This is a genomic window from Achromobacter sp. 413638 (assembly GCF_043119405.1).
In the GTDB taxonomy this organism is placed as follows: Bacteria; Pseudomonadota; Gammaproteobacteria; order Burkholderiales; family Burkholderiaceae_B; genus Achromobacter.
The window spans coordinates 1-23,346 of sequence record NZ_JBICCO010000102.1; the positions used below are offsets into that span (position 1 = coordinate 1).

Consider the following 23,346-nt stretch of genomic DNA (forward strand, 5'->3'; position numbering starts at 1 on the left):
AATGGTGATGCCGCGTGCCTTTTCTTCAGGAGCTGCATCGATCTGGTCGTAGCCCTTGGCTTCGCCGCCGAACTTGGTCGACAGAACCGTCGTGATGGCCGCGGTCAGGGTGGTCTTGCCGTGGTCAACGTGGCCGATGGTGCCGACGTTCACGTGCGGCTTGGTACGTTCAAACTTGCCTTTTGCCATGATCTCTATCCTTTGACTTTCAAGGAAATTTCGATATTTGCCGCGCCGCCTTTTGGGCGGACGCGGCGAGGGTTATTTACTTGGCCCGAGCGGCGATGACTTCGTCAGCGACGTTCTTGGGGGCCTCGGAGTAATGCTTGAATTCCATCGTGTACGTGGCACGACCTTGCGTCAGCGAACGCAGGTTCGTGGCGTAACCGAACATCTCGGCCAGCGGAACTTCGGCCTTGATGACCTTGCCGCCGCCAACCATGTCGTCCATGCCCTGAACCATGCCGCGACGCGAGGACAGATCGCCCATCACGGTACCGGCGTAGTCTTCAGGCGTTTCGACTTCAACGGCCATCATGGGCTCGAGCAGCACGGGGCTGGCCTTGCGCATGCCTTCCTTGAAGCCCATCGAGCCGGCCATCTTGAACGCGTTTTCGTTCGAGTCCACGTCGTGGTACGAGCCGAAGAACAGCGTGACCTTGACGTCCACGACCGGGTAACCGGCCAGGATGCCCGACGGCAGGGTTTCCTGGATGCCCTTGTCCACCGCGGGGATGAACTCGCGCGGCACCACGCCACCCTTGATGGCGTCCACGAACTCGTAGCCGCCGCCCGGGGGCAGAGGTTCGACCTTCAGGACCACGTGACCGTACTGGCCGCGACCGCCCGACTGCTTGACGAACTTGCCTTCGACTTCGTCGCAGGTCTTGCGGATCGTTTCGCGGTAGGCCACCTGCGGCTTGCCGACGTTGGCTTCCACGCCGAATTCGCGCTTCATGCGATCGACGATGATTTCCAGGTGCAGCTCGCCCATGCCCGAAATGATGGTCTGGCCGGATTCTTCGTCGCTGCGCACGCGGAACGACGGATCTTCCTGCGCCAGGCGCGACAGCGCCAGGCCCATCTTTTCCTGGTCAGCCTTGGACTTGGGTTCCACGGCCTGCGAGATCACGGGCTCGGGGAATTCCATGCGTTCCAGCGTGACGTGCGAGTCGACGTCGCACAGCGTTTCGCCGGTCGTCACGTCCTTCAGGCCCACCACGGCGGCGATGTCGCCGGCCAGAACTTCCTTGATTTCCTCGCGGTTGTTCGCGTGCATCTGCAGGATGCGGCCGATACGTTCCTTCTTGCCCTTGATCGGGTTGTAGACCGTGTCGCCCGACTTCAGAACGCCCGAGTAAACGCGCACGAAGGTCAGCTGACCCACGAACGGGTCGGTCATCAGCTTGAACGCCAGGGCGGAGAACTTCTCGCCGTCGTCGGCTTGACGCTTGACTTCGTTGCCGTCGTCATCGGTGCCTTCGACCGGGGGGATGTCCACGGGCGACGGCAGGTAGTCGATGACGGCGTCGAGCATGCGCTGCACGCCCTTGTTCTTGAAGGCGGTGCCGCACAGCATCGGCTGGATTTCGCCGGCGATGGTGCGTTGACGGATGGCCGTGTTGATCTCGGCTTCGTCCAGCGCGCCGGTCTCGAGGTACTTGTTCATCAGTTCCTCGGACGACTCGGCGGCGGCCTCGACCAGCTTCTCGCGCCATTCTTCGGCAGCGCCTTGCAGCTCGGCCGGAATGTCTTCGTAGTCGAACTTGATGCCTTGGCTGGCTTCGTCCCAGATGATGGCCTTCATCTTGACCAGGTCGATGACGCCCTTGAACGAGTCTTCGGCGCCGATCGGGATCACGATGGGCACGGGATTGGCGCGCAGGCGGTTCTTCAGCTGGTCATAGACCTTGAAGAAGTTGGCGCCGGTGCGGTCCATCTTGTTGACGAAGGCCAGACGCGGCACGCCGTACTTGTTGGCTTGGCGCCACACGGTTTCGGACTGAGGCTGAACACCGCCCACCGCGCAGTAGACCATGCAGGCACCGTCCAGGACGCGCATGGAACGTTCCACCTCGATGGTGAAGTCCACGTGTCCCGGGGTGTCGATGATGTTGATGCGGTGTTCGGGGTAGTTCTTGGCCATGCCACGCCAAAACGCCGTCGTAGCAGCCGACGTAATGGTGATGCCACGCTCTTGCTCTTGCTCCATCCAGTCCATGGTGGCTGCGCCATCATGCACTTCGCCAATCTTGTGATTGACGCCGGTGTAGAACAGGATGCGTTCGGTCGTGGTGGTTTTCCCTGCATCGATGTGCGCAGAGATGCCAATGTTGCGATAGCGCTCGATCGGGGTTTTGCGGGCCATGGTGGGTAGTCCTTAAATTACCAGCGGAAATGGCTGAAAGCCTTGTTGGCTTCGGCCATCTTGTGCGTGTCTTCGCGCTTCTTCATCGCGGCGCCACGACCTTCGGACGCATCGATCAGTTCGCCAGCCAGACGCAGATCCATCGACTTCTCGCCACGCTTCTTGGCGGCTTCACGGAGCCAACGCATAGCCAGGGCCAGGCGGCGCACGGGGCGCACTTCAACCGGCACTTGGTAGTTGGCACCGCCAACGCGGCGGCTCTTCACTTCGACGATCGGCTTGATGTTGTTGATCGCCGTGCTGAACACCTCGATCGGCTCCTTGCCGGTCTTGGTGGCGACTTGCTCGAGGGCACCGTAAACGATGCGCTCGGCGACGGCCTTCTTGCCGTCCAGCATGACGACGTTCATGAACTTGGCGAGCTCGACGCTGCCGAACTTGGGATCGGGCAGAATCTCGCGCTTGGGTACTTCGCGACGACGGGGCATTGTTGCTTCCTTGTGTCTGTTCAGTTGAACCGTGTTTCATTACACGGCCATGGCCGCCCATTACAGTGACGGCCCCTTACGTGCTGCACACTATTCCAGCTTCCACTGGCGCAGCTGCACACTTTCCGGTCTGCGGAACATCCGCGGCCGGGGTACTGCGATACAGCGATTAAGCCTTCTTCGGACGCTTGGCGCCGTACTTCGAGCGGGCTTGCTTACGGTCCTTGACGCCTTGCAGGTCGAGGGAACCGCGCACGATGTGATAACGCACACCGGGCAAGTCCTTCACACGACCGCCACGCACCAGAACGACCGAGTGCTCTTGCAGGTTGTGGCCTTCACCGCCGATGTACGAAATGACTTCGTAACCGTTGGTCAGACGCACCTTGGCGACCTTACGCAGAGCGGAGTTCGGCTTCTTGGGGGTGGTGGTGTACACGCGGGTGCACACGCCGCGGCGTTGCGGGCAGTTTTCGAGCGCGGGGCTCTTGCTCTTGATGATGCTGACTTCGCGCGGCTTGCGCACGAGTTGGCTGATGGTAGGCATGACCTTTGAAATCCCTTTTACGTACCACTGGTAAGTACTTACGTACTCGTCTCTTCGAGCGATATGCTCTCGGAGAAGGCGGCTCGCGCAAGACCGCCTCTAACGTCAGATACGTAAAAGAGCGGGCCTGCCAGCAAACCATGGAACGCGCAGTACCGGAAACTGCGGAAAGCGAGGCGGCCACGGCATGTATCACATGAGCATGCATCGCATGCCTGTACACACACCTGGCTGCGGGGCGGGACGGCTCGTGACGCACCTCCTGACCCTGCGGCGACCTGCAAGAAGCAAGCCATGCCTGTCCTTTCCACCTTTTTCCGCGCCCGAAAACATACGGACTCTGCGCGCAAATAAAGCAGTAAGCCCTTTAGCATAACTTGGAAAGCGCTGCACTGTCAAAGAACTTTATATGCGCAGCGCAGCGGCGTGTTGGCGGCAGAAGACAGCCGATTCGGCGTAGCTGATCGGAAATGGGGCCGCATTACGTGCAAGAAGCGCGCCCGTGGCGGGCTCAAGGAGCGCGGCGCGCGCCGCCGAAGGACCCTATTGGTCGGCGAACAGGTAGCCGCTGCCGTACACGGTACGGATGGGCAGCATCACGCCGGCCAGCTCGGCCTTGCGCCGCAGGCGGCTGACGATCACGTCGATGCTGCGCGAGCCGCTGGAGCGGGCGCCGCCGCCTTCGACACGCAGCTCATCGCCCAATTCATTGCGGCCGACCGCCCTCCCCGCCACTTCCAGCAGCGAGCGGACGATCAGGCGTTCGTTGGCCGACAGCGAGATGGCGGTGCCCGACGGCGCGACCAGCGTCCAGCCCTGGTCGCGCAGTTCCCACTGCCCGCTGGCGGCGCCGTCCGCGCCTGCGGCCGGCTGTCCCACGGGCAGGCGGCGCGCCAGCGCCAGCAGCATGCAGGCCAGTTCGCGCGGATCCTGCGCGCCGGGCAGGCAGGCGTCGGCGCCGCTTTGCAGGCAACGCAAGCGGTCATCCAGCGAAAGCGCCTTGCCGGTCACGATGATGCCCAGCGCCGAAGAGCCATGCAGCCGGGCGATCAGGGCGTAGCCAATTTCGCCCAGGGCATCCACATCGAGTACGACGGCGTCGTGGACGCCGCTATTCAACAAGCCGAACAGTTCGAGAGAAGTCGAACAGCCGCGGGCCGAAATGCCAGCCTGCAGCAGCGCCGAAACGGCAGCAGTGCGAGCCTGCTCGTCCGGCGACATCATAAGTATGCGCAGTTGATTCATTTTCCATCCCACCCCAACCCCAAGTCCCGCATCGCCGCCGGCTTGTCATGCCTGGCGGCGGGCGACGCAGTTGAGACAGTGTGGCGGCTTGTTGCGCAACAACTCCAGTCAAGATTCGTCAAGTTTGCAAAGTTTGACGGTTGTTGGCATGACTTCGTCAGGGATCCGCCGCCCGAGTTATCATTCGTTTACACAAATTTCCCCACTCCGCAACAGGAAGCCGCTACGCGTACGTGCGCAGCCCCCTCCGCGAGACACAACGCCGCCTATGAAAATCGCGTCGCTGGAAGACGACCTGGACCAAGCACGCCGTATCCAGCAGGTTCTGACGGCTGCTGGCTATACATGCAGCAGCTATCAGCAGAGCCGCGACCTGCTCTCGGCCATGCGCAACGAGAGCTTCGATCTGGTACTGCTGGACTGGCACCTGCCCGATATCGACGGCGACGACGTGGTGCGCTGGCTGCGCGCCAATATCGGCCCGCGCATCCCGGTCATTTTCCTGACCAACCGCTCCAGCGAGGACGACCTGGTCGAAGGGCTGCGCGCCGGCGCCGATGACTACATCGTCAAGCCATTGCGCCCCCTGGAATTGCTGGCCAGGGTGGCCGCCCTGCTGCGCCGCAGCCAGATCGCCGAACCCGCGGACGAATCGTTCGACGTGGCGAACTACCGCGTCGAGCCCTCCGCCCGCACCATCGCGCTAAACGGCAAGGCCGTCACGCTGGCGCCCAAGGAATTCGAGCTCGCGCTGCTGTTCTTTCGCAATCTGGGCCGGCTCATGTCGCGCGACGTGCTGGCCGAATGCGTGTGGAACAGGGAAATTCCGGCCACCTCGCGCACGCTGGACACGCACCTGTCCAACATCCGGCAAAAGCTGCAGCTGCGGCCGGAACACGGCGTGCGCCTGACCTCGTCCTATGCGCTGGGTTACCGCCTGGAGCTGACCAGCGCCCAGGACGACGGCCAGCCCGCGCCGTGAACGCCCCAGCCCATGCCACATCCGGAGAATCGCCCGCCATGCGCCGCCACCGCGCCCTTGCTTCGCTTGTCCTGTTTTCCAGCCTGTTGCTGGGTGCCGTCGCGCATGGCCAGCCCGCGGGTTCGCTGGGAGAGGACTTCATCTACCGCGTGCGCGCCGGCGATACGCTGATCAACATCGCCAACACGTACACGCGCAATTCCGCCAACTGGAATCCGCTGCAGTCGCTGAACAAGATCGTCGCGCCCGAACAGCTGCCGATCGGCCTGGAATTGCACATCCCGCTGTCCATGATTCCGGTCCGGCCTGCAAAAGCGCGCGTCGTGCACGTCAGCGGCCAGGCCTCCGCCGCCGGCAAGACGCTTGCGCCGGGCGCCAGCCTGCCCGAAGGCAGCACCGTCGTCACCGCGCCCAATGGCTTCGTGACGCTGGAACTGGCCGACGGCTCCAAGCTCACGCTGCCCGCGGACGGCTCGGTGGAACTGTCTCGCATGCGGCAATTCGAAGGCACCGGCCTGACCGACTCGGTGGTGCGCGTGCAGCGCGGCAGCGTGGAATCCTCGGTGGCCCCGGAGGGCCAGGGCGTGGGTCGTTTCGAAATCCGCACGCCGGTCGCCGTCACGGGCGTGCGTGGCACGCGCTTCCGCGTGCAAAGCGGCAGCGGCGGCGTGCATAGCGAAGTCCTGGAAGGCAGCGTGCGCCTGCAGCCGCACGCCCCCGGCGCCACGCCGGCCAAACCCGTGGCCGTGGCCCGCGGCTTCGGCGCGGCGGTCGGCGCGGACGGCACGGTTGCCGGTTTGCGCCAACTGCTGCCGGCTCCGCAGCTGGCCGCGCCGACGCGCGCCGGCGGTCAATGGACCAGCGCGTTCGAGCCGGTGCCCGGCGCCAAGAGCTATCTGGTGCGCGTATCGCGCGACGCCGATGGCGCGCAGCCCGTGTCTTCCGCGCTTTTCGCCAGCAACGACATCCGTTTTCGCGCCCCCGGCGCGGGCACCTACTATGTCTCGGTGCGCGCGGTCGACGACCTGGGCCTGCACGGACAGGATGCCGTCGCCACCTTCGAAGGCATGAGCCAGTTGTCCACCGCGTTCGGCCTGGGCGTGGCCACCGGCACGGGCGGCTTCGTGACGCTGACTGATTACTGAGTTTCCCCGCGCCATGGCCGACGCCGCCCACCCGCAGGACCGCAGCTCGCGCTCAGGACTGTGGCTGGCGGCGGCGCTGATCGCGCTGGCGGCTCTGCTGGGCGCGCTGAACGGGCTGGGCCGCGTCGACCAGATCCTGTATGACCGCGCGGTCGTCATGACGCCGCGCCCGGCATCGCCAGACATCCTGATCGTCGCGATCGATGACGCCACCATCGACGCACTGGGCCGCTGGCCCTGGCGCCGCGCCATCCATGCCGCCCTGCTCGACCGCCTGCAGGGTGCGCGGGCGGTCGGCCTGGACGTGATCTTCGCGGAACCCGACACGATCAACCCGAACGACGACGCGATTCTCGCCGACAGCCTGCGCCGCAACGGCCGCGCGGTGCTGCCCGTGGTGCTGGACCGACTCGACCACCCGGGCAGCATGAGCCTGCCCATCCCGGCGCTGGCCCAGGCCGCGGCGGGGCTGGGCTTCATCAACGCGCGCATCGACGCCGACGGCGTGGTGCGCGAAAGCGTGCTGCGCGTGCACTACGACGGCGACTGGTGGCGCCATCTGGCCCTGACGCTGCTGCGCATCGGCGGCGAATCCGACGTCGCCGGCCGCCTGCTCAAGCGCGCGCAACCGGACGGCGGCATCCTGATCCCCTATTCCGGTCCGCCGGCCCATACCCGCACCGTGTCCTATCTGTCCGTGCTGCGCGGCGACCTGCCGGCGGACGCGCTACGCGGCAAGTATGTGCTGGTCGGCGCCTGGGCCACCGGCCTGAGCGACACCTATCCGACGCCGGTGTCCCATGACACGAGCGGCATGTCGGGCGTTGAAATCGTGGCCAATGTGCTGCAGGCGGCGCGCGACGATATCGCCTACCAGGCGCCGCCGCCCTGGTTGAACGCGCTGTTCTCCGCGCTGCCGGCGCTGCTGGCCTGCCTGGCCTTGTGGCGGCTTTCGCCCAAGCGCGCCCTGCTGGTGTGCCTCGCGCTGCTGGCCGCCGTGCTGGCGGCATCGCTGCTGCTGTTGTCGCAGGCCAATCTGTGGTTCGCCCCCAGCGCGGCGCTGCTGGGCGTCGCGCTCAGCTATCCGATGTGGAGCTGGCGCAGCCAGGAGGCCGCGCTGCGCTACATGGACTACGAGCTGCGCCGTCTGCAGCGCGAGTACCCGCCGGTGCTGAACGAAGCCCGCGCGCAGTCTTTCGGCCACAGCGCCTCGCTCGAGCATCGCGTCGGCGAACTGAGCCGCGCCCTGGCCCGCGTGCGCAACCTGCGGCGCTTCCTGGCGGACGGCCTGGACGGCATGCCGGACGCAACCCTGGTGTTCGACGAACAAGGCCGCATGCAATTCCGCAATCAGGCCGCGGTGATGTATTTCCAGCGGCTGGGCATGCGCCCGCCGCGCGTCGGCCATCCCGCCACGCATCTGCTCGAACGCACGATTTCTGATGATGACGCGCGCCAGCGCCTGGCCGACGCGCTGAGCGGACAGGAACGCGAATCCTCGCCCTGGAGCGCCGACCTGGAAGTGCGCGATCGCGCGGGACGCGACCTGATCCTCAAGTGCGCGCCCATCCACACGGCGGAAGGCCAATTTGCCGGCACGGTGGCCACGCTCACCGACATCTCCAGCATCCGCCAGGCCGAGCGCCAGCGCGAGGAAACGCTGCGTTTCGTGTCGCACGACATGCGCGCGCCGCAAAGCTCGATCCTGGCGTTGATCGACATGCATCACGAAGCGGACGCGCGCGACAGCCAGGACGATACCCTGCGGCGTATCGCCATGCTGGCGCGCCGCACGCTGAACCTGGTGGACGATTTCGTGCACCTGACCCGTGCGGAATCGATGGCCATCCGTCCGGTCGAGCTGGACCTGGGCAGCCTGCTGCAGGATGGCGTGGACGAGTTCTGGGCCGCCGCCCAGAAAAAGAACATCGCGCTGGCGACGCAGCCTGACCTGCCCGTGGCCTATGCGCTGGGCGACCAGACGCTGCTGATGCGGGCGCTGTGCAACCTGATCGACAACGCGATCAAGTACAGCCCGGCCGATACCCGCATCGATTGCGGCATAGAGGAAGACGACGGCTATTGGCGCATCAGCGTGCGCGACCAGGGCCGGGGCATCGCCGCGCAGGACCTGGACAGCCTGTTCGAACCGTTTTCTCGCGTGGCCGCCGATACGCGCAAGGACGTGGGCGGCGCCGGCCTGGGCCTGGCCTTCGTGCGCACGGTGGCGCAACGCCACGGCGGCACCGCGGAGGTCAGCAGTGAACCGGGCCGGGGCTCGGTCTTCAGCCTGCGGCTGCCGATGGCGCCGGAGCACGACGGCCAATAGCCACGCGCCCCCGCGCTATTCGAAGACGTGTGAAATCACCGCGGGCTTGCCCGCCTTGATTTCCAGCGTGCCGCGGTATGGCGGCAGATCCGCATTGCGCAGCACCACCTGATATTTGCCGGGAATCAGGCGCAGCTCCTTCACCGGCGGACTGATGCCACGCGCGACGCCGTTGACCCAGACCTCGCCCCAGGGCCTGATGTCCAGCCGCACCGTCACGGGCGTCGCGATGGGCCGGGGCTTGGGTTCCTCCTGCGGCTGCGCCGGCACCGCCGGCTCGGCCTGGAAGGCGCTGTTGTCCAGGGAACGGGCCGCGCCGATCAGGGCCTCCGTTGAAGGCGGCGCGGCATCCGCGACGGCCGGCGGCTTGAACTCCGCGACGAGCACGGGCATCGTCTGCTGCGCAGGCTGCAGCCCCGGCGGCTCGGCGCGCGCCACTTGCGGCTCGGCTTGCGGCGCGGACGGCTGCGCCGGCGCCTCCGGTCGGACCATGGGCGGGTTCGGCGGCATCAGCTCGGAGCTGGTGATCAGCGCATTGGGCGCGCGGCCGGACTGGAACCAGCCAAAGGTGCCACCCACGATGACCAGCGCCAGCAACAGGCCGATCCATACCGGCTTGCCGCGCTTCGCAGCCGGCTGGCGCAGATGCGCGCCGCCAACCGGCGGCGAGGCCTGCTGCGAGGCGCCGGCCGCGCCCGGGGACGCGGGCACGGCATCTGCGTAGACCACCATGCCCAGCCTGCCCGCCAGATCCGCCAGCGACTGCGGCCGCTCGGCCGGCTGCATGGACAGGCCCTCGTCGATGACGCGCAGGAACCCCTGGCTGTACTTGGACAGGCCCAGCTGGGCCAAGGGTTCGTAGGGGTCGTCGACGCGCCGTTCGGGCGCGGGCGGCGGACGCAGGCCGGTGACCAGCGAGTGCATCACCGCGCACAGCCCATACACGTCGGTCCAGGGCCCGCGCGGCCACTGAGCCGTGTCGGCATACAGTTCGATCGGCGAGAATCCGGGCGCGGGCGGCAGGGAGTTGCGGCGCGAGCGGGCCACCACCAGCTCAGGCAAGAGGTGGGCGCGGGCGCCCTCGTCCATGCCGACGGTATCCAGCGAGATGTCGCCACAGATCTCGCCCTGCGCATGCAAGGACATCAGCGACGGCAACAGATCGGACAGCAGGCGCTTGATGCGCGCCTCCGGCACGCCTCCCGCCGCGGTCGCGGCGATGGCGCTCAGGGGACGCAACGCCAATGGCGCGGCGCCGGAAAAAGGGCCACGCGGCGTCAACAGGCCGGCGGATGATGACATGTTCAAGGCGGTGCTCGGGACGTGCGTACCCGGGAATGACGGTTATTAGCCCGAATATTATCGAATCTGCAACACAAGGACATTGCCGAAAATGTCCGACCGCATCAGGCTGTGGCACGATAGCGCCATCGCCAATCCTCACCAATTCTGCGCATGCCCATGAAAATCCGCTCCTTCGCCGCGCTGGCCGGCGCTGTCACCATGCTTGCCGGTTGCGCCGGCATGCAACGCGCGCTGCCCGAAACGCCCGCCACGCCCCAGGCGCTGGAACAATTGCAACAAGTACGCGACCAGTACGCCGCCGGCCACTACGGCGAAGTGGTGCGCCAGGTGGCGAAGTCGGACGAGCTGGCCGGCTCCACCCGGGCGGTGCGCGTCGAGGCCTACAAGCTCCAGGCCTTCAGCTATTGCGTCACGCGCTACACCCAGCTGTGCGTGGACAGCTTCGCCCGCATCCTGGCCCTGGACCCCTCGTTCGAGCTGGCACCCAATGAAGCAGGCCACCCGGCCTGGGGACCGGCCTTCCAGCGCGCCCGGGAGCAGGCCGGACGCTAAGGCCCGCGCCCCGCGAATCCCGTCCAGGCCGGAGCCCGCGCGGAAAAACAGAAAGGCCGCCGATTCGCATCGGCGGCCTTTCTTGTTTCCGGCCTCCCCGCGCCGGACTGCGCGCGGGGAGTTGTCCGAAGGCTCCGCTTATTCGGCGGCGTCCTCGGCGCCCAGATCGGCGACAGGGGCGTCCGCATCGGAACCCACCGTGACCGGCGCGTCCTCGAACGGGTTGGCCAGCTGGCGAGCGGCTTCGCGTTCCGCGGCCTCCAGCGCTTCCTTGTCCCTGCGGGCATGGTGGTACGCCAGACCGGTACCGGCCGGGATCAAACGGCCGACGATGACGTTTTCCTTCAAGCCGCGCAGGTCGTCGCGCTTGCCCATGATGGCGGCCTCGGTCAGGACCCGGGTGGTTTCCTGGAACGAAGCGGCCGAGATGAACGAGTCGGTCGACAGCGAGGCCTTGGTGATGCCCAGCAGCACGTTGTCGTACGAAGCCGGACGCTTGCCCTCAGCCTCGACGCGGTCGTTCTCGTTCAGCAGCTCGGAGCGCTCGACCTGCTCGCCCGGGATGAACTCGGTATCGCCCGCATCGACGATGTTCACACGACGCAGCATCTGACGAACAATCACTTCGATGTGCTTGTCGTTGATCTTCACGCCCTGCAGACGGTAAACGTCCTGCACTTCGTCGACGATGTAGGTTGCCAGCTTCTCGATGCCCTGCAGGCGCAGGATGTCGTGGGGATCGGCCGGGCCGTCCACGATCATTTCGCCCTTGTTCACCACCTGGCCGTCGTGCACCAGCACCTGCTTTTCCTTCGGAATCAGGAACTCGTGGCTGACGCCTTCCAGGTCGGTGATGACCAGGCGCTGCTTGCCCTTGGTGTCCTTGCCGAACGAGACCGTGCCGGTGACGTCGGCCAGCATGCCGGCGTCCTTCGGCGAACGGGCTTCGAACAGCTCGGCCACGCGCGGCAGACCCCCGGTAATGTCGCGGGTCTTCTGCGATTCCTGCGGAATACGCGCCAGCACTTCACCGACCGCCACTTGCTGCGTGTCGCGCACGGTGATCAGCGCGCCCACCGGGAACGAGATGTTCACCGAGTGATCGGTGCCGGCGATCTTGACGTCGTCGCCGTTCTCGTTGACCAGCTTGATCTGCGGACGCATGACGATCTTGCCGCCGCGCGTCTTGGGCGTGATGACGACCAGCGTCGACAGGCCGGTGACTTCGTCCACCTGCTTGGCGACGGTAACGCCTTCCTCGATGTTCTCGAAGCGCACGGCGCCGCCGTATTCCGACACGATCGGACGGGTCAGCGGGTCCCAGGTCGCCAGGCGGGCGCCAGCCTTGACGGCTTCGCCATCGCCCACCAGCACGGTCGCGCCGTACGGGATCTTGTGGCGTTCGCGCTCACGACCGTTGTCGTCGAAGATCGCCAGTTCGCCCGAGCGCGAGATCGCCACGCGTTCGCCCTTGGCGTTGGTGACGTAGCGCATCGTGCTGGCAAAGCCGACGGTACCGGCAGACTTGGTTTCCACCGCGCTGGCCAGGGCCGAACGCGACGCCGCGCCGCCGATGTGGAACGTACGCATCGTCAGCTGCGTGCCCGGTTCACCGATGGACTGGGCGGCGATGACGCCAACCGCTTCGCCCTGGTTGACCGGCGAGCCGCGGCCGAGGTCGCGACCGTAGCAGTGCGCGCACAGGCCGTGACGCGTTTCGCAGGTCAGCGGCGTGCGGACCTTGACTTCGTCCACGCCCAGGCGGTCGATGGTGTCGACCATGTCTTCGTCCAGCAGGGTGCCGGCCTCGATGGCCGTTTCCTGCGTGTCCGGGTTGACGATGTCGATGGCGGCAACGCGACCCAGGATGCGGTCGCGCAGCGGCTCGATCACTTCACCGCCTTCGACCAGCGCCTTCATGGCGTAGCCTTGCGAGGTGCCGCAATCGTCTTCGGTGATGACCAGGTCCTGCGTCACGTCGACCAGACGACGGGTCAGGTAGCCCGAGTTCGCGGTCTTCAGTGCCGTATCAGCCAGACCCTTACGCGCGCCGTGGGTCGAAATGAAGTACTGCAGCACGTTCAGGCCTTCACGGAAGTTCGCCGTGATGGGCGTCTCGATAATGGAGCCGTCCGGCTTGGCCATCAGGCCGCGCATGCCGGCCAGCTGGCGGATCTGGGCGGCCGAACCACGGGCGCCCGAGTCGGCCATCATGTAGATCGAGTTGAACGATTCCTGGCGCACTTCCTCGCCGTGACGGTTGGTCACGGGCTCGGTGGCCAGCTGTTCCATCATCGCCTTGCCGACCTTGTCGCCGGCCTTGCCCCAGATGTCCACCACGTTGTTGTAGCGTTCCTGGGACGTGACCAGACCCGACGAGTACTGCTTGTCGATTTCCTTCACTTCGCGGCTGGCTTCGGCCAGGATGCTTTCCTTGGCCGACGGGATCAGCATATCGCCCATGGCGATCGAGATGCCGCCGCGCGTGGCCAGGCGGAAGCCCGACTGCATCAGCTTGTCGGCGAAGATCACCGTGTCGCGCAGGCCGCAACGGCGGAACGACTGGTTGATCAGGCGCGAGATTTCCTTTTTCTTCAGCGCCTTGTTCAGCACCGTGAAGGGCAAGCCCTTCGGCAGGATCTCGGACAGCAGCGCGCGGCCGACCGTCGTCTCGTGACGGCGGATCACCGGCTGCCATTCGCCCGCTTCGTCGCGCTCGTGTTCCTTCAGGCGCACGGTGATGCGCGTCTGCAGTTCCACTTCGCCGTTGTCGTAGGCGCGCTGCACTTCAGCGACGTCGGTGAAGAAGATGCCTTCGCCCTTGCCGTTGATGCGCTCGCGGGTCGTGTAGTACAGACCCAGCACGATGTCCTGGGACGGCACGATCGACGGTTCGCCGTTGGCGGGGAACAGCACGTTGTTCGAGGCCAGCATCAGCGTGCGCGCTTCGAGCTGGGCTTCCAGCGACAGCGGCACGTGCACGGCCATCTGGTCACCGTCGAAGTCGGCGTTGAACGCCGCGCAGACCAGCGGGTGCAGCTGGATGGCCTTGCCTTCGATCAGGACCGGTTCGAACGCCTGGATGCCCAAACGGTGCAGCGTGGGCGCACGGTTCAGCATGACCGGGTGTTCGCGGATGACTTCTTCCAGGATGTCCCAGACCACCGGCTCCTGGCTTTCCACCAGCTTCTTGGCGGCCTTGATGGTCGTGGCCAGGCCCATCATCTCCAGGCGATTGAAGATGAACGGCTTGAACAGTTCCAGGGCCATCAGCTTGGGCAGGCCGCACTGATGCAGCTTGAGCTGCGGACCCACCACGATGACCGAACGGCCCGAGTAGTCGACGCGCTTGCCCAGCAGGTTCTGACGGAAACGACCGCTCTTGCCCTTGATCATGTCGGCCAGGGACTTGAGCTGGCGCTTGTTGGCGCCCGTCATGGCCTTGCCACGGCGGCCGTTGTCCAGCAGCGAGTCGACGGCTTCCTGCAGCATGCGCTTTTCGTTGCGCAGGATGATTTCAGGGGCCTTCAGCTCCAGCAGGCGCTTCAGACGGTTGTTGCGGTTGATGACGCGGCGGTACAGGTCGTTCAGGTCGGAGGTCGCGAAGCGGCCGCCGTCCAGCGGCACCAGCGGACGCAGGTCCGGCGGCAGCACGGGCAGCACTTCCATGACCATCCACTCGGCCTTGATGCCGGACTTCTGGAAGCCTTCCAGCACCTTCAGGCGCTTGGAGATCTTCTTGATCTTGGCTTCCGAGCTGGTGGCCTTCAGTTCGCCGCGCAGCGTTTCCACTTCGCGGTCGATGTCGATGGTGCGCAGCAGTTCGCGCACGGCTTCGGCGCCCATCAGCGCGCGGAAGTCGTCACCGTATTCCTCGGTCTTGGCGAGGAAGTCGTCGTCGGACATGATCTGACCGCGCTTGAGCGGGGTCATGCCGGGTTCGATCACGCACCAGGCTTCGAAGTACAGCACGCGTTCGATGTCGCGCAGGGTCATGTCGAGCACCATGCCCAGACGCGAGGGCAGGCTCTTCAGGAACCAGATGTGCGCGACCGGGCTGGCCAGCTCGATGTGGCCCATGCGCTCGCGGCGCACCTTGGCGACGGTCACTTCAACGCCGCACTTCTCGCAGATCACGCCGCGGTGCTTCAGGCGCTTGTACTTGCCGCACAAGCACTCGTAGTCCTTGATCGGGCCGAAGATCTTCGAGCAGAACAGACCGTCGCGCTCGGGCTTGAAGGTGCGGTAGTTGATCGTCTCGGGCTTGCGGACTTCGCCGTAGGACCACGAACGGATCTTCTCCGGCGAGGCGATGCCGATCTTGATGGCATCGAATTGCTCGTCTTGCGAGACTTGCTTAAAGAGGTCGAGTAGCGCTTTCATTAGTTACGCTCCAAATCCATGTCCAGGGCCAACGAGCGGATTTCCTTGACCAGCACGTTGAACGATTCCGGCATGCCGGCGTCGATGACGTGATCGCCCTTGACGATGTTTTCGTATACCTTGGTGCGGCCGGTGATGTCGTCGGACTTCACCGTCAGCATTTCCTGCAGGGTGTAGGACGCGCCGTAGGCTTCCAGTGCCCACACTTCCATTTCCCCGAAACGCTGGCCGCCGAACTGCGCCTTGCCGCCCAGAGGCTGCTGCGTGACCAGCGAGTACGGACCCGTGGAACGCGCGTGCATCTTGTCGTCGACCAAGTGGTGCAGCTTCAGGTAGTGCATGTAGCCGACGGTCACCGGGCGCTCGAATTTCTCGCCGGTGCGGCCGTCGAACAGCCAGGCCTGCGTGCGCGACGGGGTCAGCTGCATGCGCTTGGCGACGTCGTCCGGATAGGCCAGCTCGAGCATCGTCGTGATTTCCTCTTCGGTCGCGCCGTCGAACACGGGCGTCGCGAACGGCACGCCGTTCTTGAGGTTCTGCGCCATTTCCATGACTTCGTCGTCGGTCAGCTCGTCGATGCGCGCGCCCGAACCGGTCGTGTTGTAGACCTTGTCCAGGTAAGCGCGGACGTTCTTGACCTGCGCGGTGCGCTCGTCGCGCAGCATGTCGGCGATGCGATGACCCACGCCCTTGGCGGCCCAGCCCAAGTGCACTTCCAGCACCTGGCCCACGTTCATCCGCGAGGGCACGCCCAGCGGGTTCAGAACGATGTCGGCGGGGGTGCCGTCAGCCATGTGCGGCATGTCCTCGACCGGGGTGATGCGCGAGACCACGCCCTTGTTGCCGTGACGGCCGGCCATCTTGTCGCCAGGCTGCAGGCGGCGCTTCACGGCCAGGTAGACCTTGATCATCTTGAGCACGCCCGGGGGCAGCTCGTCGCCTTGCGTCAGCTTCTTGCGCTTTTCTTCGAAAGCCAGGTCGAACTGGTGACGCTTCTGCTCCAGCGATTCCTTGGCCTGCTCCAGCACGACGGCGTGCGGCTCGTCGGCCAGGCGGATGTCGAACCACTGCCAGCGGTCCAGATCAGCCAGGTAGGCCTTGGTGATCGTGGCGCCCTTGGCCAGCTTGCGCGGGCCGCCGTTGACGGTCTTGCCGACCAGCAGCTTCTCGATACGGTCGAACTGGTCGTTCTCGACGATGCGCAGCTGGTCGTTCAGGTCCTGGCGGTAGCGGCGCAGTTCATCGTCGATGATGGACTGGGCGCGCTTGTCGCGCACGATGCCTTCGCGGGTGAACACCTGCACGTCGATGACGGTGCCGGTCATGCCCGAGGGCACGCGCAGCGAGGTGTCCTTAACGTCGGACGCCTTTTCACCGAAGATGGCGCGCAGCAGCTTTTCTTCCGGCGTCAGCTGGGTCTCGCCCTTGGGCGTGACCTTGCCGACCAGCACGTCGTCGGCGCTGACTTCGGCGCCGATGTAGCAGATGCCCGAATCGTCCAGGCGGTTCAGCTGGGTTTCGGCCAGGTTGCTGATGTCGCGCGTGATTTCTTCCGGTCCGAGCTTGGTGTCACGGGCGACGACCGTCAGTTCCTCGATGTGCACCGAGGTGTAGCGGTCATCGGCCACAACCTTTTCGGAGATCAGGATCGAGTCTTCGAAGTTGTAGCCGTTCCAGGGCATGAACGCGATCAGCATGTTCTGGCCCAGGGCGAGTTCGCCCAGGTCCGTCGACGCGCCGTCGGCCAGCACGTCACCCTTGGCGACGCGATCGCCGCGCTTGACGATGGGACGCTGGTTGATGTTCGTGTTCTGGTTGGAACGCGTGTACTTGATCAGGTTGTAGATGTCCACGCCGACTTCGCCGGCCACGTTTTCATCGTCGTTCACGCGGATAACCACGCGTTCGGCGTCGACGTGGTCGACCAGGCCGCCGCGCAGGGCCTGCACGGTGGTGCCCGAGTCAACGGCCACGGTGCGCTCGATGCCCGTGCCCACGACCGGCTTTTCCGGACGCAGGCAAGGCACGGCCTGACGTTGCATGTTGGCGCCCATCAGCGCGCGGTTCGCGTCGTCGTGCTCCAGGAACGGAATCAGCGAGGCGGCGACCGACACGATCTGCGACGGGGCCACGTCCATGTAGTGCACGTTGGCCGGCGCGGTCAGCATGGTTTCGCCCGCTTCGCGGCAGGCCACCAGGTCGTCGACGAAACGGCCGTCTTCGTCCAGCGCGGCGTTGGCCTGCGCGATGACGTAGTGGCTTTCCTCGATGGCCGACAGGTAGTCGATCTGGTCGCTGACCTTGCCGTCGATGATCTTGCGGTAAGGCGTTTCCAGGAATCCGTACTCGTTCAGGCGAGCGTACAGCGCCATGGAGTTGATCAGGCCGATGTTCGGGCCTTCCGGCGTTTCGATCGGGCAGACGCGGCCGTAGTGGGTCGGGTGCACGTCGCGGACTTCGAAGCCGGCGCGCTCGCGGGTCAGACCGCCCGGGCCCAGTGCGGAAACGCGACGCTTGTGCGTGATTTCCGACAGCGGGTTGGTCTGGTCCATGAACTGCGACAGCTGGCTCGAACCGAAGAACTCCTTGATGGCGGCCGAAATCGGCTTGGAGTTGATCAGGTCGTGCGGCATCAGGTTTTCGGTCTCGGCCTGGCCCAGACGTTCCTTGACGGCGCGCTCGACGCGCACCAGGCCGGCGCGGAACTGGTTCTCGGCCAGTTCGCCCACGCAACGCACGCGGCGGTTGCCCAGGTGATCGATGTCATCGATCTGGCCACGGCCGTTACGCAACTCGACCAGCACCTTGATGGTTTCAAGGATGTCTTCGTTGGTCAGCGTCATCGGACCGGTGATGTCCTCGCCACGGCCCAGACGGCTGTTGACCTTCATGCGGCCGACGCGCGACAGGTCGTACGTCTCTTCGCTGTAGAACAGGCGCTGGAACAGGGCCTCGACGGCTTCCTCGGTGGGCGGCTCGCCGGGGCGCATCATGCGGTAGATCGCCACGCGCGCGGCCATCTGGTCGGCGGTTTCGTCGGTGCGCAGGGTCTGCGAGATGTAGGGACCGCGATCCAGGTCGTTCGTGTAGAGCGTCTGGATGTCGTGCACGTTGGCGGCGCGCAGGGCGGCCAGCACGCTTTCCGTGATCTCGTCGTTGGCGTTGGCGATGACCTCGCCGGTGTCCGCGTCAACGATGTTCTTGGCCAGCACGCGGCCGTACAGGAACTCTTCAGGCACCGAGATGCGCTGGATGCCGCCGGCAGCCAGATCGCGCAGGTGCTTGGTGTTGATGCGCTTGTCCTTTTCGACGATGACCTTGCCGGAGCGGTCCGAGATGTCGAAACGGGCCATTTCGCCCTTCCAGCGCTCGGGCACGAATTCCATCATCGCGCCTTCGCTCTTCAGCTCGAAATTATCGAAGTCGAAGAAGTTGGCCAGGATGGTTTCCGGCGTCATGCCGATGGCCTTGCACAGGATCGTGACGGGCATCTTGCGGCGACGGTCGACGCGGAAGAACAGCACGTCCTTCGGGTCGAATTCGAAGTCCAGCCACGAACCGCGGTAAGGAATCACGCGGGCCGAGAACAGGAGCTTGCCGGAGCTGTGGGTCTTGCCGCGGTCGTGCTCGAAGAACACGCCGGGCGAGCGGTGCAGCTGCGACACGATGACGCGCTCGGTGCCGTTGATGACGAAGGAACCGGTGCCGGTCATGAGCGGAATCTCGCCCATGTAGACTTCCTGTTCCTTGACTTCCTTGACCGTGGGCTTGCTGACCTCGCGGTCGAGCAGCACCAGGCGCACCTTCGCGCGCAGGGGCGACGCATAGGTCAGGCCACGTTGCTGACATTCCTTGACATCGAACACCGGTTCGCCGAGCACATAGCTCACGAACTCCAAGCGCGCCATACCGTTGTGACTAACGATCGGGAAAATCGACGTGAACGCCGCCTGCAAACCGTCGGCTACGCGTTCGGACGGGGCGGTATCCGCCTGCAGGAAAGTTAGGTAGGATTGAAGCTGAGTCGCCAGCAGGAAAGGAACGTTTTGAACGTCTTCACGCTTGGCGAAGCTTTTGCGGATGCGCTTTTTTTCGGTGTACGAGTAAGGCATGAGCACTCCGACTCGAGGTTGCATGGGCCGTCAACCACGGCCCCAGGTGATACGACTCCAGGAAACCCCACTGCGAAGGGCCTGCCCCCAGTAGGGGTTTCCTGGAAACGCAAAAGCCCGGGGACTGCGAACTGCGCTGTCCCCGGGCAGATGACGCAAGGTCTTACTTGACTTCGACCTTGGCGCCAGCTTCTTCCAGCTTCTTCTTGGCGGCTTCGGCGTCAGCCTTGGCAACGCCTTCCTTGACGGGCTTCGGAGCGCCGTCGACCAGGTCCTTGGCTTCCTTCAGACCCAGGCCGGTCAGCTCGCGCACGGCCTTGATGACGCTCACCTTGTTGGCGCCGGCTTCAGCCAGCACAACGGTGAACTCGGTCTGCTCTTCAGCAGCGGCGGCGGCGCCACCAGCGGCCGGGGCGGCCACGGCCACAGCGGCGGCAGCAGCCGACACGCCGAACTTCTCTTCCATTTCCTTGATCAGCTCGGACAGTTCGAGCACGGTCATGCCAGCGATGGCGTCAAGGATTTCAGCTTTGTTAAGTGCCATTTTTCAGAACTCCAGATATTGGGTAATGCCAGGGTTTGGGTGTCGCTCGGTCGTTCAGCGAATTCCGGAAAGGACGGGCAATTAAGCCGCGGCCTTCTGGTCGCGCACGGCGGCGAGGCCACGGGCGAACTTGGTCGGAACTTCGTTGAGCGTACGCACGAATTGCGCGATGGGGGCTTGCATGGTGCCCAGCAGCTTCGACAGCAACTCTTCGCGCGAGGGCATGGTGGCCAGGGCCTTCACGCCTTCTTGGTTCAGCAAGTTGTTGGGCAGAGCGCCCGCCTTGATGACCAGCTTGTCGTTGCTTTTCGCGAAACCTGCGAGGACCTTGGCCGCCGTAACCGGGTCGGCGCTGATGCCATAGATCAGCGGACCGGTCAGTTGTTCGGACAACGGCTCGAAAGCCGTGCCGGCAACAGCACGACGGGCCAGCGAGTTCTTCAGAACACGCAGATACACGCCCGATTCACGCGCAGTTTTGCGCAGTACGGTGACAGAGGCGACGTCCAGACCACGGTACTCGGCGATAACGATCGATTGGGCCTTGGCGACTTCCGCCGAGACTTCCTCGATCACCACCGCTTTCTCTTGACGATTGAGACTCACGGTTTGAACACTCCATCAAAAGACGCTTGGGGCAGATGCCTTGCACGTCAACCGAATGCGGCGCCTGGTCGAGTTCTTCGAATAAAGAAATCTTCCTGGGGACGCCGTCTACGCTGGATCCGGACTAGGCAAGCTCCGGGATTAAGCGGGGAGGCGGGTTGGAGGGCCCTTGCGGACTATCCGGTTCACCACCCTGCTCCAGCGGTCTTTGACAGCAGCATCCGGAAGGATCCGGATGCGGCCCAAAGTACGTTACAGCCGTCGGCTTAGGCCGACAGCGAGGCGATTTCCACGCGCGCACCGCCGCCCATCGTGGACGAGACGGCCAGCTTGCGCAGGTAAATGCCCTTGGCAGCTGCGGGACGAGCCTTTTGCAGGGCGTCGACCAGAGCGGCCAGGTTGGTTTGCAGCTGATCCACGTTGAACGACGCGCGGCCGATCGTGGCGTGGATGATGCCGGCCTTGTCGGTGCGGTACTGCACCTGGCCAGCCTTTGCGTTCTTGACGGCGGTGGCGACGTCCGGGGTCACGGTGCCGACCTTCGGGTTCGGCATCAGGCCGCGCGGGCCCAGGATCTGACCCAGGGCGCCGACGACACGCATCGTGTCGGGCGAGGCGATGACCACGTCGAAGTCCATTTGACCGGCCTTGATCTGGTCGGCCAGGTCGTCCAGACCGACGATGTCGGCGCCAGCGGCCTTGGCGGCTTCAGCCTTGTCGCCTTGGGCGAACACGGCGACGCGGACCGACTTGCCGGTGCCGGCGGGCAGCACGACCGAACCGCGAACCAGTTGGTCCGACTTCTTCGGGTCGATGCCGAGCTGCACGGCCACGTCAATCGATTCATTGAACTTGGCGACAGCGGTTTCCTTGACCAGGGCCAGGGCTTCGGCGACCGGGTACAGCTTGCTGCGGTCGATCTTCTGAGCGATAGCGGCGGCGCGCTTGGACAGTTTTGCCATGATTAGATCCCCTCAACCGTGATGCCCATGCTGCGGGCGCTGCCAGCGATCGTGCGGACAGCGGCGTCCAGATCGGCGGCGGTCAGGTCCGGACCCTTGGCCTTGGCGATTTCTTCAGCCTGGGCGCGGGTCAGCGTGCCGACCTTGTCGGTATGCGGCTTGGACGAGCCCTTTTGCACGCCGGCGGCCTTCTTGATGAGGACCGTCGCAGGCGGGGTCTTCATGATGAAGGTGAAGCTCTTGTCCGCGAAGGCGGTGATCACCACGGGGATCGGCAGACCCGGCTCCATGCCTTGGGTCTTGGCGTTGAACGCCTTGCAGAATTCCATGATGTTCAGGCCACGCTGACCCAGGGCCGGGCCAATCGGGGGGGAGGGGTTAGCCTTACCAGCCGGCACTTGCAGCTTGATAAAGCCGACGATCTTCTTCGCCATGCTTATGCTCCTTGCGGGTTATATCGCCCCGGACCAGACGGACCGAGGCTCCCCGGGGGTTGATGTCAGGTCTTTTCGACCTGGCTGAAATCGAGTTCGACGGGCGTGGCGCGACCAAAAATGGTGACCGACACGCGCACCTTGCTCTTTTCGTAGTTGACTTCTTCGACGTTGCCGTTGAAGTCCGCAAACGGACCTTCCTTGACCCGAACCATCTCGCCCACCTCGAAGAGGATCTTGGGACGCGGTTTCTCGACGCCCTCTTCCATCTGGGAGAGGATCTTTTCGACTTCCTTCTCGGAAATCGGGGTCGGACGATTGCCCGAGCCACCCAAAAAGCCGGTGACGCGGTTCGTATTCTTGACCAGGTGCCACGTTTCGTCGGTCAGGTCCATTTCAACCAGGACGTAACCGGGGAAAATGCGGCGCTCGGTGATCGACTTCTGACCACCCTTGACCTCGACGACTTCCTCGGAGGGCACAAGGATGCGGCCGAAAGACGTCTGCAGGCCCGCGCGCTCGATGCGCTCGTTCAGGGCCTTGTGCACACTCTTTTCCATGCCAGAGTACACATGGACGACATACCAACGCTTACTCATTCGCCGTCCTTATTTCCAGCCCAGCAACAGGCCGTAGAGAATCCATTCGATGCCCTTGTCGAGCACCCACATGAAAATGCCCATGATCGCCACGAACGCGAAAACGATGCCCGTCATCTGGGTCGTTTCCTTGCGGGTGGGCCAGGACACGCGCTTGACTTCGTTGTAGGACTCGCTGGCGAAGCTCAAGGTGCGGCGGCCCGGCTCGCTGAACCAGGCGATCGCGAAAGCGATCACGAGGCTGCCGACGAACACGCCGATACGTGCAGGCATGGGTTGCGCGCTGAGCACGGAGAACCCGACGATGCCAGCAATAACGACAAGAACCGCCAGCCCGAGCTTGACCCGGTCGGCGGTACTGGTAACAGTTTCAACGCTGGTATTAGACATATTGCGACGCGAGCCGCCTGAATGCGTAACTCGCGATGATCTCCCGCGGGTTTATCCTGGCGGTGGCAGGGGCAGTAGGAATCGAACCTACAACCTTCGGTTTTGGAGACCGACGCTCTGCCAATTGAGCTATACCCCTAAAACACTACTCGTGCTCGGCACTGCTTCGCACAGCTAGCGGTGGCGCTGTTGGCACTACATTGGCGCTACGACTGAACTACTACTGATCACTTTCTGATCAGACCCCGCTTGTTTTGCCGTGCTTTCGCACAGTTGACTTGCGGAACCCGAAATCATACTACTTTTACAGCAAAAAGGGTAGAGGGGCTTGAAAAGCCTCTCCACCCTTTCTGGA

Annotated in this window: 18 protein-coding genes and 1 tRNA gene; 4 read left to right on the forward strand and 15 right to left on the reverse strand. The window is 64.5% G+C overall.

Annotated features, from left to right (window positions below):
* The 5 genes from ACEU5R_RS28225 to ACEU5R_RS28245 all read right to left on the reverse strand — a co-directional run.
* A partial coding sequence (locus ACEU5R_RS28225; RefSeq protein ID WP_233437053.1) for a GTP-binding protein occupies positions 1–189 on the reverse strand: 189 nt, incomplete at its 3' end.
* Between the two features lie 76 nt (positions 190–265).
* The gene (gene fusA, locus ACEU5R_RS28230) at positions 266–2,368 is read right to left on the reverse strand and encodes an elongation factor G (protein ID WP_103271743.1); all 2,103 of its coding nucleotides are present in this window, start codon (positions 2,366–2,368) and stop codon (positions 266–268) included.
* A 17-nt stretch (positions 2,369–2,385) separates the two neighbouring features.
* A complete protein-coding gene (rpsG, locus tag ACEU5R_RS28235; RefSeq protein ID WP_103271744.1) occupies positions 2,386–2,856 on the reverse strand; it encodes a 30S ribosomal protein S7 in 471 nt (156 codons plus the stop codon).
* 169 nt (positions 2,857–3,025) lie between these two features.
* Positions 3,026–3,403 carry a 30S ribosomal protein S12 gene (gene rpsL, locus ACEU5R_RS28240; RefSeq protein WP_005017264.1) on the reverse strand — a complete coding sequence of 126 codons (378 nt, stop codon included), beginning with the start codon at positions 3,401–3,403 and terminating at the stop codon, positions 3,026–3,028.
* 543 nt (positions 3,404–3,946) lie between these two features.
* Complete coding sequence (locus ACEU5R_RS28245; protein ID WP_103271745.1) at positions 3,947–4,648, reverse strand: response regulator transcription factor; 702 nt, start codon at positions 4,646–4,648, stop codon at positions 3,947–3,949.
* A 268-nt stretch (positions 4,649–4,916) separates the two neighbouring features.
* Here ACEU5R_RS28245 and ACEU5R_RS28250 point away from each other — a divergent pair, with 268 nt between their 5' ends.
* From ACEU5R_RS28250 to ACEU5R_RS28260, 3 genes are read left to right on the forward strand one after another with little or no spacing between them, the layout of a single operon-like run.
* Positions 4,917–5,630, forward strand: a complete 714-nt coding sequence (locus ACEU5R_RS28250; RefSeq protein WP_103271746.1) for a response regulator transcription factor — start codon at positions 4,917–4,919, stop codon at positions 5,628–5,630.
* Between the two features lie 38 nt (positions 5,631–5,668).
* Positions 5,669–6,775, forward strand: a complete 1,107-nt coding sequence (locus ACEU5R_RS28255) for a FecR domain-containing protein (protein ID WP_392413079.1) — start codon at positions 5,669–5,671, stop codon at positions 6,773–6,775.
* Between the two features lie 13 nt (positions 6,776–6,788).
* Entirely contained in the window at positions 6,789–9,104 is a 2,316-nt protein-coding gene (locus ACEU5R_RS28260) for a CHASE2 domain-containing protein (protein ID WP_392413081.1), read from the forward strand.
* A gap of 15 nt (positions 9,105–9,119) precedes the next feature.
* Here ACEU5R_RS28260 and ACEU5R_RS28265 read toward each other — a convergent pair whose 3' ends face one another.
* Positions 9,120–10,406, reverse strand: a complete 1,287-nt coding sequence (locus ACEU5R_RS28265; RefSeq protein ID WP_392413082.1) for a serine/threonine protein kinase — start codon at positions 10,404–10,406, stop codon at positions 9,120–9,122.
* 159 nt (positions 10,407–10,565) lie between these two features.
* On the opposite strand from ACEU5R_RS28265, the gene ACEU5R_RS28270 reads away from it, so the two are divergent.
* Positions 10,566–10,961 (forward strand): TssQ family T6SS-associated lipoprotein, encoded by a 396-nt coding sequence (locus ACEU5R_RS28270; protein WP_103271750.1) that lies wholly within the window; start codon positions 10,566–10,568, stop codon positions 10,959–10,961.
* A gap of 138 nt (positions 10,962–11,099) precedes the next feature.
* Here the strand turns inward: ACEU5R_RS28270 and rpoC are convergent, their stop codons facing one another.
* The 9 genes from rpoC to ACEU5R_RS28315 all read right to left on the reverse strand — a co-directional run bounded on the left by rpoC (position 11,100) and on the right by ACEU5R_RS28315 (position 23,130).
* The gene (rpoC, locus tag ACEU5R_RS28275; protein ID WP_103271751.1) at positions 11,100–15,344 is read right to left on the reverse strand and encodes a DNA-directed RNA polymerase subunit beta'; all 4,245 of its coding nucleotides are present in this window, start codon (positions 15,342–15,344) and stop codon (positions 11,100–11,102) included.
* A complete protein-coding gene (gene rpoB, locus ACEU5R_RS28280; RefSeq protein ID WP_103271752.1) occupies positions 15,344–19,456 on the reverse strand; it encodes a DNA-directed RNA polymerase subunit beta in 4,113 nt (1,370 codons plus the stop codon). Before rpoB ends, rpoC begins: the two co-directional genes overlap by 1 nt.
* A 163-nt stretch (positions 19,457–19,619) precedes the next feature.
* Positions 19,620–20,000, reverse strand: a complete 381-nt coding sequence (rplL, locus tag ACEU5R_RS28285; protein ID WP_006389590.1) for a 50S ribosomal protein L7/L12 — start codon at positions 19,998–20,000, stop codon at positions 19,620–19,622.
* Between the two features lie 81 nt (positions 20,001–20,081).
* On the reverse strand, positions 20,082–20,606 hold the full coding sequence (gene rplJ / locus ACEU5R_RS28290) for a 50S ribosomal protein L10 (RefSeq protein WP_103271753.1): 525 nt from the start codon (positions 20,604–20,606) through the stop codon (positions 20,082–20,084).
* 266 nt (positions 20,607–20,872) lie between these two features.
* The gene (rplA, locus tag ACEU5R_RS28295) at positions 20,873–21,568 is read right to left on the reverse strand and encodes a 50S ribosomal protein L1 (protein WP_103271754.1); all 696 of its coding nucleotides are present in this window, start codon (positions 21,566–21,568) and stop codon (positions 20,873–20,875) included.
* 2 nt (positions 21,569–21,570) lie between these two features.
* Positions 21,571–22,002 (reverse strand): 50S ribosomal protein L11, encoded by a 432-nt coding sequence (rplK, locus tag ACEU5R_RS28300; RefSeq protein WP_006389587.1) that lies wholly within the window; start codon positions 22,000–22,002, stop codon positions 21,571–21,573.
* Between the two features lie 65 nt (positions 22,003–22,067).
* Positions 22,068–22,601, reverse strand: a complete 534-nt coding sequence (gene nusG / locus ACEU5R_RS28305; protein WP_006389586.1) for a transcription termination/antitermination protein NusG — start codon at positions 22,599–22,601, stop codon at positions 22,068–22,070.
* Between the two features lie 9 nt (positions 22,602–22,610).
* A complete protein-coding gene (secE, locus tag ACEU5R_RS28310) occupies positions 22,611–22,991 on the reverse strand; it encodes a preprotein translocase subunit SecE (protein WP_103271755.1) in 381 nt (126 codons plus the stop codon).
* 63 nt (positions 22,992–23,054) lie between these two features.
* A tRNA-Trp gene (locus ACEU5R_RS28315) sits at positions 23,055–23,130 on the reverse strand.
* Between the last annotated feature and the right edge of the window lie 216 nt (positions 23,131–23,346).

Bases quoted from the DNA above. Each gene is read 5' to 3' on its own strand.
- fusA (WP_103271743.1), bottom strand. From the start codon at position 2,368: ATGGCCCGCAAAACCCCGATCGAGCGCTATCGCAACATTGGCATCTCT.
- rpsG (WP_103271744.1), bottom strand. From the start codon at position 2,856: ATGCCCCGTCGTCGCGAAGTACCCAAGCGCGAGATTCTGCCCGATCCC.
- rpsL (WP_005017264.1), bottom strand. From the start codon at position 3,403: ATGCCTACCATCAGCCAACTCGTGCGCAAGCCGCGCGAAGTCAGCATC.
- ACEU5R_RS28245 (WP_103271745.1), bottom strand. From the start codon at position 4,648: ATGAATCAACTGCGCATACTTATGATGTCGCCGGACGAGCAGGCTCGC.
- ACEU5R_RS28250 (WP_103271746.1), top strand. From the start codon at position 4,917: ATGAAAATCGCGTCGCTGGAAGACGACCTGGACCAAGCACGCCGTATC.
- ACEU5R_RS28255 (WP_392413079.1), top strand. From the start codon at position 5,669: ATGCGCCGCCACCGCGCCCTTGCTTCGCTTGTCCTGTTTTCCAGCCTG.
- ACEU5R_RS28260 (WP_392413081.1), top strand. From the start codon at position 6,789: ATGGCCGACGCCGCCCACCCGCAGGACCGCAGCTCGCGCTCAGGACTG.
- ACEU5R_RS28265 (WP_392413082.1), bottom strand. From the start codon at position 10,406: ATGTCATCATCCGCCGGCCTGTTGACGCCGCGTGGCCCTTTTTCCGGC.
- ACEU5R_RS28270 (WP_103271750.1), top strand. From the start codon at position 10,566: ATGAAAATCCGCTCCTTCGCCGCGCTGGCCGGCGCTGTCACCATGCTT.
- rpoC (WP_103271751.1), bottom strand. From the start codon at position 15,344: ATGAAAGCGCTACTCGACCTCTTTAAGCAAGTCTCGCAAGACGAGCAA.
- rpoB (WP_103271752.1), bottom strand. From the start codon at position 19,456: ATGCCTTACTCGTACACCGAAAAAAAGCGCATCCGCAAAAGCTTCGCC.
- rplL (WP_006389590.1), bottom strand. From the start codon at position 20,000: ATGGCACTTAACAAAGCTGAAATCCTTGACGCCATCGCTGGCATGACC.
- rplA (WP_103271754.1), bottom strand. From the start codon at position 21,568: ATGGCAAAACTGTCCAAGCGCGCCGCCGCTATCGCTCAGAAGATCGAC.
- rplK (WP_006389587.1), bottom strand. From the start codon at position 22,002: ATGGCGAAGAAGATCGTCGGCTTTATCAAGCTGCAAGTGCCGGCTGGT.
- nusG (WP_006389586.1), bottom strand. From the start codon at position 22,601: ATGAGTAAGCGTTGGTATGTCGTCCATGTGTACTCTGGCATGGAAAAG.
- secE (WP_103271755.1), bottom strand. From the start codon at position 22,991: ATGTCTAATACCAGCGTTGAAACTGTTACCAGTACCGCCGACCGGGTC.